Here is a 15,995-nt window from a genome sequence, read left to right as displayed (position 1 = left end):
AGCGCTTGCTTGTGTATGCTCCGTCGACGTTTCGGGCTCACCATTATAAGAACACTGCCTATGACTCTCAGCACCGACCTGCTCGGCCCCTCGGCGGCGCCCGCGCAGGTTATCCGCAAACATTACGCTACCGAGATGGCGGTCGAGCGCACACGCCTGCTCTATCAGGGCTCGTTGCTGCCCACCTTATTAATGCTGGTCAACGGCCTGGTCTGCGCCTGGCTGCTGTGGAACCCCAGGCAATACCTGCTCGACAGCATCTGGCTGGTGTGGCTGCTGGCCCTGGTGGCCATGCGCGTGATCCAGGTGGCGGCCTTTGATTCGGCCATGCCCAGCCGCCAGGCCCAACCGATCTGGCGGCGCATGTTCATGCTCGGCTCGGCGGTCAGTGGCCTGACCCTGGCCACCGCGGCCATTGCCCTGGTGCCGGTGGACAGCTTTATCCAACAGGCCTGGGTGTTCGGCCTGATCGGGGCGGCGACGCTGTCAGCCAGTGTCGCCTACGCCGTGAGCTTTCCGGCGTTCCTGTCCTTTGCCTTGCCGTGCCTGGTGCCGGCCATTGCCTATCTGTTCTGGAATGGCGCCCCGCAGCAACAGGGCTGGGGTGTGCTCGGCCTGATCCTGCTGGCCTCCCTGAGCGTGGTAGCGTGGCAGGTCAACCGCCTGATCCAGCGTGGGCTGTTGCGGCGCTTCCAGAACCAGGCATTGATCGAGCATCTGCAGCAGGCGCAGCAACGCAGCGAGCAACTGAATCAGGATCTGGTGCGCGAAGTCGAGCAGCGGCGTCAGGTCGAGCAGGAGCTGCGGGATGCGCAAATCGGCCTGCAGGACCGCGTGGCGCAACGCAGCCAGGAACTGGACGCCGCCAGCCTGGCCCTGAATAAAAGCGAGGCGCGCCTGGCCATGGCCCTGCAAGCCAGTGAGCTGGGCCTGTGGGACTGGAACCTGCAAACCGATGAGGTTCACCACACCCAGCTCAAAGAGCTGTTCGGCCTCGAGCCCGAGTACGTCACGGCCATGCTCGGCCACCTCAAGCCGCGCCTGCACCCCGACGACCTGCCGCTGCTCAAGCGGGCACTGGTGGAGCACCTCAAGGGGCGCACTGAGGATTACCAGGTGGAATACCGCGTGCGCCATGGCGATGGCCACTGGGTGTGGATCGAAGACCGCGGGCGCGCCGTGGAGCGTGCACCCAGCGGGCGAGTGATTCGAATGCTCGGCACCCGCCGCGACATCAGCGCCGGCAAGGCCCTGGAAGAGCAGCAGCGGTTGGCCTCGACCGTATTCGAGGCAGCCAGCGAAGGCATCGTGATCCTTGACCCGGATTACGCGCTGATCGCGGTCAACCAGGCTTTCAGCCGTGTCACCGGGTTTGAAATCGACGATATGCTCGGCCGCAACGTCGTGGAGCTGCCCAGCAGCCGTGATGCCCGGCGCCACTTCCCGGTCATCCGCCAAGCCTTGCTCAGCCATGGCACCTGGCAGGGTGAGCTGGTGGAAACACGCAAGAACGGCGAGTTGTACCCGCAGTGGCTGCAACTGAATGTAGTGCGTGATGTTCGGGGAAAGGTCAGCCATATCGTGGGCTTCTTCGCCGATCTGTCAGCGCGGCGCGAATCCGAGGAGCGCATGCGCTACCTCACCCACTACGATGAGTTGACCGGCCTGGCCAACCGCTCGCTGTTCCGCGAACGGCTGCGCGAGGCCCATCAGCGTGTACGCCAAGGCGGGCGCAGCCTGGCGTTGCTGCATATCAACCTCGACCGCTTCAAGTTGCTCAATGACAGCCTGGGCCATGAAGTGGCCGACCAGTTGCTGCAAAAGATGGCCCGTCGGTTGATCAATGCCTTGCCCGAGGCCGATACCATCGCGCGTTTGTCCGGCGATGAGTTCGCCGTGCTGTTCGACGCCTACGGCAACCTGTCGAGCCTGGCACGGGTGGCCACGCGGCTGCTGGCCAAGCTGCGGGTACCGGTGACGGTAGAAGGGCATGAGTTGGTGGTGAGTGCGTCGATGGGGATCAGCCTGTTGCCGGATAACGCGCGGGAAATTTCCGCGCTGGTCAGTCAATCGAACATGGCCATGCAGCACGCCAAGCACCTGGGCGGCAATAACTTCCAGTTCTACACCGACAGCCTGCAAGCCAGCACCCTGGAGCGTTTGCAGCTGGAAAACCATCTGCGCAAAGCCATCGATGAGCGTCAGCTCACGGTGTTCTACCAGCCGAAACTGTGCCTGGCCACCGGCAAGCTTGACGCTGCCGAAGCGCTGATCCGCTGGGAGCATCCGCAGTGGGGCATGGTGCCGCCAGGCGATTTTATCGGCCTGGCCGAAGAAACGGGCCTGATCGTACCGCTGGGCGAATTCGTGCTGCGCCAGGCGTGCTGGCAGGCCTGTGAGTGGCAGCGCCAGGGGCTGCCACCGATCCGCGTGTCGGTGAATCTCTCGGTGCACCAGTTGCGCCAGGGCAAGCTGGTCAGCCTGGTGCGCCAGGTATTGGAAGAGACCGGCCTGGACCCGCAATACCTCGAACTGGAACTGACCGAGAGCCAGTTGCTCGACAGTGTTGAACACATCATTGCGACCTTCCAGCAACTGCGCGACCTGGGCGTGAAGCTGGCGATCGACGACTTTGGCACCGGCTATTCATCCCTCAGTTACCTCAAGCGTATCCCTGTGGATTACGTAAAGATCGACCAGACCTTTATTCGCGGCCTCGGCCAGGGACGGGAAGACGCCGCCATTACCCGAGCGATCATTGCGATGGCTCACGGTCTGGCGCTCAAGGTGGTGGCCGAAGGCGTGGAAGATCAGCAGCAGCTGGATTTCCTGCGTACAGAACGATGCGATGAGGTGCAGGGCTACCTGATCAGTCGGCCGATGGAGGCCGAAGGGCTGGCAGATTTGTTACGCAACAATGCAGATTTTCCCTGAAGACAGTCCGCACGCCCATATGGCTACAAGGCAGCTGCCCGCTGATTCAAAGGGCATCAGGGCGATTTAGTGATGCATCGGGCGGGCAAAACGGCAATTCTTGTAGTATAACTACAAGCTTGCTACATCCCTGGCCCTGCCAATAACAAGAGTCCTGCCCTTTGAACCTGTTGCAACATATCGCCCAGTCGCGCCACCTGTTACGCAAATCGGAACTCAAGGTTGCCGATCACGTGCTGCTTGACCCTGCGGCCGTGATGCACAGTTCCATGGCCGACCTGGCCCACAGCGTGGGCATCAGCGAGCCGACCATCGTGCGCTTCTGCCGCGCCATCGGTTGCTCCGGGTTCCAGGACTTGAAGCTCAAGCTGGCCCAGAGCCTGGCCGCCGGCGCGAGCTTCGGCCAGTTTGCGATTCACGAAGACGATTCCGTCGCCGATTACAGCCTGAAAATCTTCGACACCACCTTGCACACGCTCATGGAGGTGCGCGAGAAGCTTGACCCGGTAGAGCTGCAAAAGGCCGTGACCGCCATGTCCCAGGCCCAGCGCGTCGAGTTCTACGGGTTCGGTGCTTCCGGTGCCGTGGCTGCCGATGCCCAGCACAAGTTCTTCCGCCTGCTGCTCACCGCCGCGGCCTACAGCGACCCGCACATGCAGGCGATGTCGGCGGTGACCTTGAAGCCGACCGACGTGGCGATCTGCATTTCCCAGTCGGGCCGCTCCAAAGACCTGCTGATCACCGCCAACCTGGTGCGTGAAAGCGGCGCGACATTGATTACCTTGTGCCCGAGCCAGACGCCGTTGGCGGAGCTGTCCACGGTCAACCTGGCGATCGATGTGCACGAAGACACCGAGATCTACACCCCGCTGACGTCGCGTATCGCGCACCTGGTGGTGATCGACGTGCTGGCCATGGGCGTTGCCATGGCGCGGGGCCCGAGCCTGGTCAACCACCTCAAGAGCGTGAAGCGCAGCTTGCGCAGCCTGCGGTTGTCGCCCAAGTCCGTCAAAGCCCTCGACGACTGATCCAGGGCCATACACGCTCAAAATGTGGGAGGGGGCTTGCTCCCGATAGCAGTGGGTCAGTCAAAGAGAAATCGGCTGATGTACCGTAATCGGGAGCAAGCCCCCTCCCACATTTGGTTTGTCTACCTATCCGGAAGATTCATCGTCCTGTAACCCCGGCGCCGTTAAACCGTCATCGCGACAACCCATCCTGTACTCCCCGTACTCGCATTGGGAGACTCCAAATGGCCCGGCCCTACGAAGACAGCAACAGCTCCGTCAAGACCCGTCGTCAACAGGAAGACCAGCGCCGCATGGCGTTCCGTCGCGCAATCGAAGACCGCTGCGACCAGCGCCAGCTGCAGCAGAGCATCAGTGACTACCCGGAACTCCACTGGCAGGCACCCGCGGCTGCCCAGCGAAACGTTCAGCCAACGCGCTGATCTGCACCCGTTCGCTGCGGATAAAGCCCAGGAACGCATGGGCCACCGGTGACAGGCGCTTGGCCTTGGCCTGCACCAGGCACCAGCTGCGGTACAGCGGCAGTTCTTCCACCGGCAGCTCCTTGAGCCCGCCGGTGGCCAGTTCCATATTGACCGCATGGCGCGTCAGCAAGGCCACGCCCAGCCCGGCACACACGCATTCACGTTGCGCCTCGGCGGAGGCCACTTCCACCGTTTGGGTGAAGTGCACGCGTTTCTCCTTGAAATACTCCTCGCAGGCCAGTCGCGTGCCGGAGCCTGGTTCGCGCAGCAACAGCGTGTAGGGTTCCAGGTCCTGCAAACGCAGCGGCCCTTGCAGGCTCAAAGGATGATCGGGGGGCGCCACGGCCACGATCGGGTTGTTGAGGAATGGCAGGAATTCCAGGCCCATGTCCTGGGGCACCATGGACATGATCACCAGGTCGTCGCGGTTGTCGGAGAGGCGGCGGATCACCTGGGCGCGGTTGACCACCGTCAAGTGCAGTTGCACCTCGGGATGCTGGCGTTTGAACGCCGCAAACAGGTGCGGCACGAAGTACTTGGCGCTGGATTCAATCGCGAGCTTCAACTGGCCCTGCAACGAGCCTTGCATGTCCGACAGCTGCATATCGAGGTTTTCCAGGCGCCCGAAAATATCCCGGCTGGCCCGTTGCAGGGCTTCGGCCGCCTCGGTCATGTAGAGCTTTTTGCCGACATAATCGAACAGCGGCTGGCCGACCAGCTCTTCGAGTTGGCGAATTTGCAGGCTCACGGCCGGTTGGGTGAGAGACATTTCCTCGGCCGCGCGGCTGTAAGAGCGCAAATCGCACACTTCATTGAAGATCTGCAATTGACGCAATGTCATACGCATCAGTGACTTACGCATTAATCAAATCCTCTCGCCCCAGGTCGACCGGCCAACTATAAGTCTTTACTTATGAGCGACCCAATAATTATTGATTTTTGTTAATCCCTCCACGGGCTTAGTGTGTGGCTGCGACTGGCTTGAAACATTTAGTCACGCGCCGACCCGGCTCCAGCGGGTCGAAGAACGCAGCAATCGGCTCAAGGGAATTTCCAAGTGATAAAAAAGATCCTGATCGCCAACCGTGGTGAAATTGCCGTACGAATCGTGCGTGCCTGCGCCGAGATGGGCATTCGCTCGGTCGCGGTTTACTCGGACGCCGACCGCCATGCGTTGCACGTCAAGCGTGCCGACGAAGCCCACAGCATTGGTGCCGAGCCGCTGGCCGGCTACCTGAACCCGCGCAAGCTGGTGAACCTGGCGGTGGAAACCGGTTGCGATGCGCTGCACCCCGGCTACGGCTTCCTGTCGGAAAACGCCGAGCTGGCAGACATCTGCGCCGAACGTGGAATCAAATTCATCGGCCCTTCGGCTGAAGTGATTCGCCGCATGGGCGACAAGACCGAAGCCCGCCGCAGCATGATCAAGGCCGGTGTGCCGGTCACGCCCGGCACCGAAGGCAACGTCGCCGACATCACCGAGGCCCTCACCGAAGGCGACCGCATTGGTTACCCGGTGATGCTCAAGGCCACCTCTGGTGGTGGCGGTCGCGGTATCCGCCGTTGCAACAGCCGCGAAGAACTCGAGCAAGCCTTCCCCCGCGTGATCTCCGAAGCCACCAAGGCGTTCGGTTCGGCGGAAGTGTTCCTGGAAAAATGCATTGTCAATCCCAAGCATATCGAGGCGCAGATCCTCGGTGACAGCTTCGGCAACGTGGTGCATCTGTTCGAGCGCGATTGTTCGATCCAGCGCCGTAACCAGAAGCTCATCGAAATCGCCCCGAGCCCGCAGCTCACCCCGGAACAGCGCGCCTACATCGGCGACCTTTCGGTGCGTGCGGCCAAGGCCGTGGGCTACGAGAACGCCGGCACCGTGGAGTTCCTGCTCGCCGAGGGCGAGGTGTACTTCATGGAGATGAACACCCGGGTGCAGGTGGAGCACACCATCACCGAAGAAATCACCGGGATCGACATTGTCCGCGAGCAGATCCGCATCGCCTCGGGCCTGCCGTTGTCGGTGAAACAGGAAGACATCCAGCACCGTGGTTTTGCGTTGCAGTTCCGCATCAACGCCGAAGACCCGAAGAACAACTTCCTCCCAAGCTTCGGCAAGATCACCCGTTACTACGCGCCCGGCGGCCCCGGCGTGCGTACCGACACGGCGATCTACACCGGCTACACCATCCCGCCGTTCTACGACTCCATGTGCCTGAAGCTGGTGGTCTGGGCGTTGACCTGGGAAGAAGCCATGGACCGCGGCCTGCGTGCCCTGGACGACATGCGCCTGCAAGGCGTGAAGACCACGGCCGCCTATTACCAGGAAATCCTGCGTAACCCGGAATTCCGCAGCGGCCAGTTCAACACAAGTTTTGTGGAAAGCCACCCTGAGCTGACCAACTACTCGATCAAGCGCAAACCCGAAGAGCTGGCCCTGGCCATCGCCGCCGCCATCGCCGCCCACGCAGGCCTGTGAGGAACATTCCAATGACTAAAAAAATCTTCGTAACCGACACCATCCTGCGCGACGCCCACCAATCGTTGCTGGCGACCCGCATGCGCACCGACGACATGCTGCCGATCTGCGACAAGCTCGACAAAGTCGGCTACTGGTCCCTGGAAGTCTGGGGCGGCGCCACCTTCGACGCCTGCGTACGCTTCCTCAAGGAAGACCCGTGGGAGCGCCTGCGCAAACTGCGTGCCGCGTTGCCTAACACGCGCCTGCAAATGCTCCTGCGCGGCCAGAACCTGCTGGGCTACCGCCATTACAGCGACGATGTGGTCAAGGCCTTCGTGGCCAAGGCTGCCGTCAACGGTATCGACGTATTCCGCATCTTCGACGCCATGAACGACGTGCGTAACCTGCGTGTGGCCATCGAAGCGGTCAAAGCCGCCGGCAAACATGCCCAGGGCACCATCGCCTACACCACCAGCCCGGTGCACACCGTCGAGGCCTTCGTGGCCCAGGCCAAGCAGCTGGAATCCATGGGGTGCGACTCGATCGCGATCAAGGACATGGCCGGCCTGCTGACCCCGTACGCCACCGGTGAACTGGTCAAGGCGCTGAAAGCCGAGCAGAGCCTGCCGATCTTTATCCACTCCCACGACACCGCCGGTTTGGCCGCGATGTGCCAACTCAAGGCGATCGAAAACGGTGCCGATCATATCGACACCGCGATCTCCAGCTTCGCCTGGGGTACCAGCCACCCGGGCACCGAGTCTATGGTCGCCGCCCTTAAAGGCAGCGAATTCGATACCGGTCTCGACCTGGAGCTGCTGCAAGAGATCGGCCTGTACTTCTATGCCGTGCGCAAGAAGTACCACCAGTTCGAAAGCGAATTCACCGCCGTCGACACCCGTGTGCAAGTCAACCAGGTGCCGGGCGGGATGATTTCCAACCTGGCCAACCAGTTGAAAGAGCAGGGCGCTCTGAACCGCATGAGCGAAGTGCTGGCTGAAATTCCACGGGTGCGTGAAGACCTCGGCTTCCCGCCGCTGGTGACCCCGACTTCGCAGATCGTCGGCACCCAGGCGTTCTTCAACGTGCTGGCCGGTGAGCGCTACAAGACCATCACCAACGAAGTGAAGCTGTACCTGCAAGGCGGCTATGGCAAGGCGCCGGGCACGGTGAACGAGAAGTTGCGTCGCCAGGCCATCGGCAGCGAAGAAGTGATCGACGTGCGCCCGGCCGACCTGCTCAAGCCGGAGATGACCAAGCTGCGCGGCGAAATCGGCGCACTGGCCAAGTCCGAAGAAGACGTGCTGACCTACGCCATGTTCCCGGACATCGGGCGCAAGTTCCTCGAGGAACGCGACGCCGGCACCCTGACGCCTGAGGTGCTGCTGCCTATCCCTGAAGCCGGCGGCGTGGCCCGTGCCGGTGGCGAAGGCGTGCCGACCGAGTTCGTCATCGACGTGCACGGCGAAAGCTACCGCGTGGACATCACCGGTGTCGGTGTGAAAGCCGAAGGCAAGCGCCATTTCTACCTGTCCATCGACGGCATGCCGGAAGAAGTGGTGTTCGAACCGCTCAACGAATTCGTCGGCGGCGGCAGCAGCAAGCGCAAGCAGGCCAGTGAGCCGGGGCATGTCAGCACGGCGATGCCGGGCAATATCGTCGATGTGCTGGTCAAGGAAGGCGACGTGGTCAAGGCCGGCCAGGCCGTGCTGATCACCGAAGCGATGAAGATGGAAACCGAAGTGCAGGCTGCGATTGCCGGCAAGGTGACCGCCGTTCACGTGGCCAAGGGCGACCGGGTGAACCCTGGCGAAATCCTGATTGAAATCGAAGGCTGATCCAGCCTTCGACACGACCGTTTAATCCTCGGGGGGGCAGGTGCCCCCCTTTTTTTTGCCGATTTTTTAATGGTCAACGGAGGGTGCGGCGCTCTGCTTGCGCTTGAAGCCGACAAAAATACCTTCAGGTTTGTAGAGCAGTTCAGGTTCCAGGGTGGTCAGGTTGCTGGTAACGGCGCTGAATGTTCCCTTGATGGATGCCGCATCCGCGATACGTAGCTGGCGCGTGAGCAGTGCTTCACTTTCCGGCTGTACATCAAGTTTCAGGGTGGCGTTATCCAGCGTTAACGTATTGCCGACTTTCAGCGTGGAGTGGGCTTGGTCCGCGCCCACTTTGAACGCCATGGTCGATCCTGGTTTGAGGTGCAGATCCTTCCTGATCCGGGTCCGTGGTGTATTTTCAGGATCGAGCAGCAGGGTACCCGCGACATTAAGGGAGTCGACGGTGCCGCCGGAATAGCTGCCGCCCGCATCAATATCCAGGGTCCCCTTGATAACGCTGCGGTTGGTCAAGGCAGCATCGCCGTACACCTTGCCGTGCCGATTGTCGTGCAGTGCACCGGTCAGTTCCCAGGCGCCCTTGCCGACCCACAGGTGTTGCATTCGGGTCGCACCTTCGAACGTGCCGCCTTTGGTGTCTTCGAGAACCACCTGGTTGGTACCGCTGCCGCCATCGACTTCGCCTTTGAAGCGGCTGCCATTTTTGACAACCAACAGGTCGTCACCGCCGCCCATGTCCAGGGCGACTCCATTGCCACCTGCAATCAGGCCATGGTTGATCACCTCATCGGCCTTTTCTCCCTTCAGGGCCACACCTGTGCCGGATTGGGCCGTGATGCTTCCTCGATTCTCCAGCCAGACAGAGGTAAGCCCGGAGCTGCTCAGGCCATGACCCGGTGAATTGATGTGCACGTCCGGGCTGTTGACGATGTCGACGGCTTTGATGATGTGTGACTTCTCAAGGTTGGACGGGGTTTGGGTGAGGCCGGCGATCTCGTCGATATTCATCCCGTCGCGGCGCGGGGAGTTAGGCGTGGTGATGACTTTGACAATATTGGTGTCGAGCTGGCCATTTGAGGCCTGGCGGGCGGCGTGCCCGAACGAGCGCGGAGTGGTTGGAGGCGCGGTGTGTGGCTCGGGTGCTGCGGCGGGCGGAGTGGCAGCCTCGGCGAAGGCGTTGGCGCTTTGTGCGAAAAGTGCACCAAGGGGAGGGAAAAACGAAAGTGTCGATATCATGATTTCCGGCCTCTTTTGTATAGGAGACCGGAGTGTAGCCAGCAAAAAGTGGTGCTTAATGTCAGCCTTCAAGACCTGTGTGAGTGTGAAGGTTCTTCAGTTTCTGTCTTAAAACGCGCTTTGCCATTGGCCCATTAGTCCATGGTTGCGGCTGTTGTCGCCCACTTCGGCGGTGTACGCGATGCTCAGGGTCTGGTGCTCCGAAAGACGCATGTCCAGCCCCGTGCGCAAGGCCAGGTTATCTCGGTCCAGCGAGGTACCGCCGATGCTGAACGCGCTGTTGAAGTCCTCGCGGGTTTCCCTGGCAAAGGATTGGCGTACGCGGCTGTTGGTGTCGCCATACAAGTGTTTCCAATGGACGCTCAGGTGCGGCTTGAGGGTGATCCGGTCGGCCACTGCGATGTCGCGGCTCAAGCGCAGGCCGAAGGTGCTGCTGAGGTTTTGCTGGGTCTGGGTGCCCACGTTCAACGCGCTATGGCCACCTTTCTCGGAGAAGCGGTCACGGTGATACCGCTGGAAGCCGATTCCGGCAAACGGTTCGGCATGCAAGCCGTCGGTGACGAACCGATGGCCCAGTTCGGCGAATGCGTTCTGGCTCTGGGCCTTGTACTTGCCCGTGAGGCGTTCGCGGTAATCGATGAAGTCGAAGTCCACACTGCGCGTGTTCTGCCCGGAATGGCTGCTGTACAGCGCGCCCAGGCGTAAAGCCCATGGACCGTCCTGGCGCACCGCATAGGCGCCCAGGTGCCAGCTGTCCACTTCACCGTTGAAATGCCGGGCGCTCAGGTCGCTGCCAGACTTGCCGCCCACCACGCCGACCCGCCAGGCGTCATCGATTGCTCCATCTGCACCCAGCAACAGGCCCTGGCTGCTTTGTTTCAAGCCGGCGCTGCCGTGTTGGGCATCGAGGGCACCGCTGCTGGCCAGGCCTTGGACCCAGACACGCCCGTCCTCACCGGTGTGGTTATCCAATTGGCGTATGGCTGTCAGCAGGCTGGCGTGCCAGCGTTTCATGCTGTTTTGAGTGGCCGTGCCCAGGTTGGCGTTCTGGCTGCCGGCCAATTGCTCCAGCAGCGTACCCAAGCGACCTGGCTCCAGGCTGCTCAAGTACCGCCCGTAGTTTTCACGCTGGTACTTTTCCCAGTCACTCAACTCCTCCGATGCCAGCGCGGCATCCACTGCCGAGTCCAGCACGCGGGCAACGCTCAGGCCGTTACGACTGTTGGCTCGGTCGATGAAATAGAAGTCTTCGGGGGTGGGAGTGGCCGGGTCGAAATGAGTTTTCTGGTGATGTTTGGCAATCTGTTTGAACCACTCGCTGTCGGGTTGCATGTCTTCACGGGCCTGTGCGTACTGAGCACAGGTGGCCCCCAGCGCGAGCGTGATGGCGAGTACGAGTTGTTTCTGAATGAGTGGCATGTAAACCCACCTCCTGATGTATGAGGCGGGGAATTTAGCGGGGCACCCGGGGGATAACTGTCAGGCCAAGCACCGCGTGTTTGCGGGAGATGTCTCTAGTCCGATGCGATAAAAATTCAGCTCGATTGGCGCAGTAAGCCTGAGGGCGATAGTGACTTCAATGACCTCACTCTCGCCTCGCATACCCCTTGCCATAGTGCCGCTCCATGCGTGCCTGGATCAGTTCCAGGCCGAGGGACATCACCCAGTAAATGATCGCAGCGGTGGTGAGCATCTCGATATAACGGTAGCTGGAGCGCCCGTAGGATTGCGCCAGGAACATCACTTCCCACACGCCCATCACCGAGATCAGCGACGAGTCCTTGAGCATGGAGATGAACTGGTTGGTCGCCGGCGGGACGATGGTGCGCATGGCCTGGGGCAGGGTGACGTGCCAGAAGATCGCACTGTCGCGCATGCCCAGGGCCAATGCGGCTTCCCGTTGTCCATGAGGGACGCCCAGGATGCCGGCGCGGAAGATCTCGCTCAGGTACGCGCCGTAGTTCAGCGACAGCGCGATGATCCCCGCGACGATGGCGCCCGGCACCAGGCCCAGCTGCGGCAGGCCCAGATAGATCAGCAGGATCTGGATCAGCAACGGCGTGCCACGGAAAAACGACGCGTAGAAGCTGGCGATACCAAAGGCCACGGCACTTTTGGACAGGCGCCCGAGCGCGGTGATAAAGCCCAGCACCGACGAGGCGGCAATCGCACACAGGCACAGGAACAGCGTCAGCGCTGCGCCTTGCAGGAAGCCATTGGGTGCCAGGTGCAGGCCGACCAGGTTGGGCAGCTTGTCGAGAATGATCGAGAACTTCAGGTCAAAGCTCAGGAAGAAACTGGCAAACAGGGCGAACAGCGCCGCCCAGGTCAGGTAAAGCCGCGTGCGAAAGCCCAGCAGGGCGCGCGCAGGTTTTGGGGGAACACTCATTGGCTGATATCGGCACCGATCCATTTTTGCGACAGTTTGCTCAGGGTGCCGTCCTGTTTCAACTGGGCAAATACCTCACGCACCTTGGCGTCCCACTGGGCGTCGCCTTTTTCGATGGCGACCGAATTGGGTTCGGCGTACAGCGGCGTGCCGGCGAGCTTGAAGCGTTTGTCTTCGTTCAGGCGCGGCTGGGCGGTGACCAGGTTGGTGAGGATTGCATCCAGGCGTACACCGGCGCCCAGGCCAAGGTCCTGGAAGGCGACGTTATCGGTGTCGTACGGGGCGATCTGCACGTTCTCGAACGGGTACTGCAACTGGGTGTCCTCGGCGCCTTCGATCACCAGGTTCTTGTTCAGGTAGCTCTCGTAGCTGGAGGCGCTGGTGAGGCCGACTTTCTTGCCGCTCAGGTCCTTGGCGCCGTGGATGCTGTCATCCTTGGCATTGACCACGATCACGGCAGGGGAGGCGTAATACTCCACCGGGAAGTCGAAGACCTCGGCGCGGGCCTTGCTCGGGGTCATCGAGCAGATGCAGATGTCATAGCGACCGCTCCAGCGGCCGGCGGCGATCACGTCCCACGACGGCGTTTCCAGGCGCAGTTTCACACCGAGCTTTTGCGCGACAGCCTTGGCCACATCGACATCGAAGCCGTCGAGCTGGTTTTGCTCGTTGAGGAACGAGAACGGCGGGTAGCTTTCCATCAGCACGCCCACCAGTTCTTTTTTCTTCTCAACCCGGTCCAGGGTCGCGCCGCCAAAGGCTTGGGTGGAGGCAGCCAGTATCGTCAGGCCCAAGGCCAATAGCGGTTTAAGTTTCAAGGAGGCACCTGAATAAAAAAGAGGTTGTTATGAACCGAACGGAACGTATTAAATAGTTATAAGAACGACTCTCATAGTGAGTTATTTTCATAAGCTTATGAGTAAAAAGCATATGGGCGCAGTAAGCACAGTAATTCTGGACGGCGGCATGGGCCGTGAACTGCAACGCCGCGGTGCGCCCTTCAGGCAGCCGGAGTGGTCCGCGCTGGCATTGAGCGAAGCACCGCAGGCGGTGGAGGCGGTGCATGCGGCCTATATCGACAGTGGCGCCAACGTGATTACCAGCAACAGCTATGCGGTGGTGCCGTTCCATATCGGCGAGGCGCGCTTTGCTGCCGAAGGCCAGGCCCTGGCGGCGCTGGCGGGTGAATTGGCCAGACGGGCGGTGCAGGCTTCGGGCAAGGCCGTGCGTGTGGCCGGCTCGTTGCCGCCGCTGTTTGGTTCGTATCGGCCTGATCTGTTCGAGCCGCAGCGCGTGTCTGAGTTGCTGACGCCACTGGTGCAGGGCCTGGCACCCCATGTCGATCTGTGGCTGGCGGAGACCCAGAGCTCAATCGTCGAAGCGCGGGCGATTCATGCGGGCCTGCCGAAGGATGGCAAGCCGTTCTGGCTGTCTTTCACCTTGAAAGACGAAGACACCGACGAAGTACCGCGCCTGCGCTCCGGCGAACCGGTGGCGGACGCGGCCGAAGCCGCCGCGCAGTTGGGCGTGCAAGTGTTGCTGTTCAATTGCAGCCAGCCGGAAGTGATCGGCGCGGCGATCGATGCCGCACGCCAAACCTTCGAGCGGCTGGGTGTGGCGATTCAGATCGGCGCCTACGCCAACGCCTTCCCGCCCCAGCCCAAGGAAGCCACGGCCAACGACGGCCTGGACCCCTTGCGCGAGGATCTCGACCCACCGGGCTACCTGCAGTGGGCCGCGGACTGGAAAAAGCGCGGTGCCAGCCACTTGGGCGGGTGCTGCGGGATCGGGCCGGAGCATATTGCGGTGCTGGCCCAGAAGCTGGGGTAAGCCTTAAAGCGCCTGGCGGCGACACTCCGCCAGGCCCTTCAACTGCCCGGAACCTGCCTGGTTCGCCTCCGACAACCACGCCTCAAACCCCGCGCCCACCGTCGGCCATTCCGAATCCAAAATCGAATACCACGCCGTATCGCGGTTCTGCCCCTTCACCACCATATGCTGGCGGAACACCCCTTCAAAGCTGAACCCCAACCGCTCCGCCGCATATTTGGAGCGGGCATTGCCGTTGTTGCACTTCCACTCCAGGCGGCGGTAACCCTGTTCGAACGCGTATTTGGCCAGGAGGTACACCGCCTCGGTGCTTTTGGGTGAGCGCTGCATCGGCGCGCCGAAGGTGACATGCCCGATTTCGATACGGCCCTGGGCCGGGACGATGGACATCAGGCTGAGGATGCCCTGCACCTGGCCGGACGCACGGTCGACCACGCTGAAGAAATACGGGTCGCTGTTCGCCGCATGGTTGTTCAACCACGCATCAAACGCGGCGCGCTCGGCAAACGGGCCGTAAGGCAGGTAATCCCACAACTTGGGGTCGGCGCCGGGGCCTTCGAGGGCTTGCCACAGTTGGTCGGCGTGGCGGGCCGGGTCGAGTTTTTCCAGGCGGATAAAGCGCCCTTCGAGCAGTTGCGCGGTGGGCGCCGGGGCGCCTTTCCAGTCGGCGAGGGAAGTGGACATGCTGCGCTCCTTAAAGACCTTTGCGAAATTGAATGAAGCCAGGGCGTTCGGCGATGCGCTCGTAGAGCTGGATCGCGGTGGCGTTGGTCTCGTGGGTCAGCCAGTGCACCTTGCAGCAGCCGTCGGCCTTGGCAGTGGCGTAGACGAACTCGATCAGTTTACGGCCGACACCGGTGCCGCGCTGGGCCGGGTCCACCAGCAGATCCTGCAGGTAGCAGGAGTTTTCGATGCTCCAGTTGGAGCGATGGTAGATGAAGTTGACCATGCCCACCGCCTTGCCGTCCTGCCAGGCCAGCGCAGAGTGGGTCGGCTCATGGGCATCGATCAAGCGCTGCCAGGTGCTTTGGCTGACGGCGTCCGGCAGTTCGGTGTTGTAGAACGTCAAGTACGCCTGCCACAGCGGCAGCCAGGCGGCGTGGTCGGTTGCGGTGACCTGGCGGATCTCGATCTGGCTCATTCTGAAACTCCTTGGGGAATAAAGCGCGCGAGGGTCTGGTCGCGTATATCGGCGCTGGCGGCCAGGCCGTCGCGCACGCCGGCGATGTCCGCCGCGCTGCGGTTCTGGCTGAGTTTGCGTTTGCCGATCAGGCGCTCGATCGGCAGGCTGAAGCCGACAATGGCCTTGAGCATGCCGTCAATGTAATCAGCCGGGGCGTCGCTGACCTTCCATGGCTGGGCGCGATTGTCCTCGTGGCGGTCAGTGAGGGCGCTGACCACGCCGAGCAGGCGCTCGGCATCGGTAAACACCTCGGCCTTGCCATAGGCATGCACCGCGATGTAATTCCAGGTGGGCACCACTTTGCCGTGCTCAGCCTTGGCCGGGTAAAACCCCGGGCTGATGTAGGCCTCGGCGCCGGCGAAGATCACCAGAGCTTCGCTGCCGTCTTGCAGGTCTTGCCACTGCCGATTGGCCTTGGCCAGGTGCCCGTACAGCGTGCCGTTGGGGCCTTCATCCGGGTTGAGCAGCAGCGGCAAGTGGCTGGCCTGCAGGCCTTGCTCGCCAAAGGTGACCAACTGCGCCAGGCGTGTGTGCTGGATCAGTTGCTGTATTTCGGGCAAGTCGTCGAGGGCAAAGGCGCGGGGTGTGTACATGAATATTTTCCTTGGCGAATGCCTGCATCCTAGGCAGGCTAATGG

At 61.7% G+C, this 15,995-nt stretch carries 14 protein-coding genes; 6 read left to right on the top strand and 8 right to left on the bottom strand.

What is annotated here, in order from left to right; all coding sequences use genetic code 11:
- The first annotated feature begins 60 nt into the window (after positions 1-60).
- The 3 genes from B9N88_RS15680 (at position 61) to B9N88_RS32920 (ending at position 4,384) form a co-directional block, all read left to right on the top strand.
- Positions 61-2,934: an EAL domain-containing protein gene (locus B9N88_RS15680; protein WP_027608219.1), complete on the top strand. Its 2,874-nt coding sequence runs from the start codon at positions 61-63 to the stop codon at positions 2,932-2,934.
- Between the two features lie 161 nt (positions 2,935-3,095).
- Complete coding sequence (gene hexR / locus B9N88_RS15675; RefSeq protein ID WP_010168370.1) at positions 3,096-3,962, top strand: transcriptional regulator HexR; 867 nt, start codon at positions 3,096-3,098, stop codon at positions 3,960-3,962.
- Positions 3,963-4,186: 224 nt separating this feature from the next.
- On the top strand, positions 4,187-4,384 hold the full coding sequence (locus tag B9N88_RS32920) for a PA3496 family putative envelope integrity protein (RefSeq protein ID WP_074848013.1): 198 nt from the start codon (positions 4,187-4,189) through the stop codon (positions 4,382-4,384).
- Here the strand turns inward: B9N88_RS32920 and B9N88_RS15665 are convergent.
- Positions 4,314-5,288 (bottom strand): LysR family transcriptional regulator, encoded by a 975-nt coding sequence (locus B9N88_RS15665; RefSeq protein WP_027608220.1) that lies wholly within the window; start codon positions 5,286-5,288, stop codon positions 4,314-4,316. The genes B9N88_RS32920 and B9N88_RS15665 overlap by 71 nt on opposite strands.
- A 195-nt stretch (positions 5,289-5,483) precedes the next feature.
- On the opposite strand from B9N88_RS15665, the gene B9N88_RS15660 reads away from it, so the two are divergent.
- A complete protein-coding gene (locus tag B9N88_RS15660) occupies positions 5,484-6,899 on the top strand; it encodes an acetyl-CoA carboxylase biotin carboxylase subunit (protein WP_027608221.1) in 1,416 nt (471 codons plus the stop codon).
- Between the two features lie 11 nt (positions 6,900-6,910).
- Positions 6,911-8,719, top strand: a complete 1,809-nt coding sequence (oadA, locus tag B9N88_RS15655; protein ID WP_027608222.1) for a sodium-extruding oxaloacetate decarboxylase subunit alpha — start codon at positions 6,911-6,913, stop codon at positions 8,717-8,719.
- Positions 8,720-8,785: 66 nt separating this feature from the next.
- On the opposite strand, the gene B9N88_RS15650 is transcribed toward oadA, so the two are convergent.
- The 4 genes from B9N88_RS15650 to B9N88_RS15635 all read right to left on the bottom strand — a co-directional run bounded on the left by B9N88_RS15650 (position 8,786) and on the right by B9N88_RS15635 (position 13,162).
- Positions 8,786-9,955, bottom strand: coding sequence for a hypothetical protein (locus B9N88_RS15650; RefSeq protein WP_027608223.1), 1,170 nt, complete (start codon positions 9,953-9,955; stop codon positions 8,786-8,788).
- A gap of 108 nt (positions 9,956-10,063) precedes the next feature.
- Entirely contained in the window at positions 10,064-11,374 is a 1,311-nt protein-coding gene (locus B9N88_RS15645) for an autotransporter outer membrane beta-barrel domain-containing protein (RefSeq protein WP_027608224.1), read from the bottom strand.
- A gap of 166 nt (positions 11,375-11,540) precedes the next feature.
- Positions 11,541-12,311 (bottom strand): amino acid ABC transporter permease, encoded by a 771-nt coding sequence (locus tag B9N88_RS15640; RefSeq protein WP_027608225.1) that lies wholly within the window; start codon positions 12,309-12,311, stop codon positions 11,541-11,543.
- A 29-nt stretch (positions 12,312-12,340) separates the two neighbouring features.
- On the bottom strand, positions 12,341-13,162 hold the full coding sequence (locus B9N88_RS15635) for an ABC transporter substrate-binding protein (protein WP_027608226.1): 822 nt from the start codon (positions 13,160-13,162) through the stop codon (positions 12,341-12,343).
- A gap of 112 nt (positions 13,163-13,274) precedes the next feature.
- Here B9N88_RS15635 and B9N88_RS15630 point away from each other — a divergent pair, with 112 nt between their 5' ends.
- Positions 13,275-14,174 carry a homocysteine S-methyltransferase family protein gene (locus B9N88_RS15630; protein WP_027608227.1) on the top strand — a complete coding sequence of 300 codons (900 nt, stop codon included), beginning with the start codon at positions 13,275-13,277 and terminating at the stop codon, positions 14,172-14,174.
- A gap of 3 nt (positions 14,175-14,177) precedes the next feature.
- Here B9N88_RS15630 and B9N88_RS15625 read toward each other — a convergent pair whose 3' ends face one another.
- From B9N88_RS15625 to B9N88_RS15615, 3 genes are read right to left on the bottom strand one after another with little or no spacing between them, the layout of a single operon-like run.
- Complete coding sequence (locus B9N88_RS15625) at positions 14,178-14,858, bottom strand: GNAT family N-acetyltransferase (protein ID WP_027608228.1); 681 nt, start codon at positions 14,856-14,858, stop codon at positions 14,178-14,180.
- Positions 14,859-14,868: 10 nt separating this feature from the next.
- Complete coding sequence (locus tag B9N88_RS15620; RefSeq protein ID WP_027608229.1) at positions 14,869-15,315, bottom strand: GNAT family N-acetyltransferase; 447 nt, start codon at positions 15,313-15,315, stop codon at positions 14,869-14,871.
- Positions 15,312-15,950, bottom strand: a complete 639-nt coding sequence (locus B9N88_RS15615) for an FMN-binding negative transcriptional regulator (RefSeq protein ID WP_027608230.1) — start codon at positions 15,948-15,950, stop codon at positions 15,312-15,314. Before B9N88_RS15615 ends, B9N88_RS15620 begins: the two co-directional genes overlap by 4 nt.
- Positions 15,951-15,995: the final 45 nt, after the last annotated feature.

The sequence above is a fragment of the Pseudomonas sp. LAMO17WK12:I1 genome, from assembly GCF_900177315.1.
Taxonomy (GTDB): domain Bacteria; phylum Pseudomonadota; class Gammaproteobacteria; order Pseudomonadales; family Pseudomonadaceae; genus Aquipseudomonas; species Aquipseudomonas marginalis.
The sequence above is the reverse complement of the archived record's forward strand: the minus strand, read 5'-3'. Positions and strand labels throughout refer to the sequence as shown.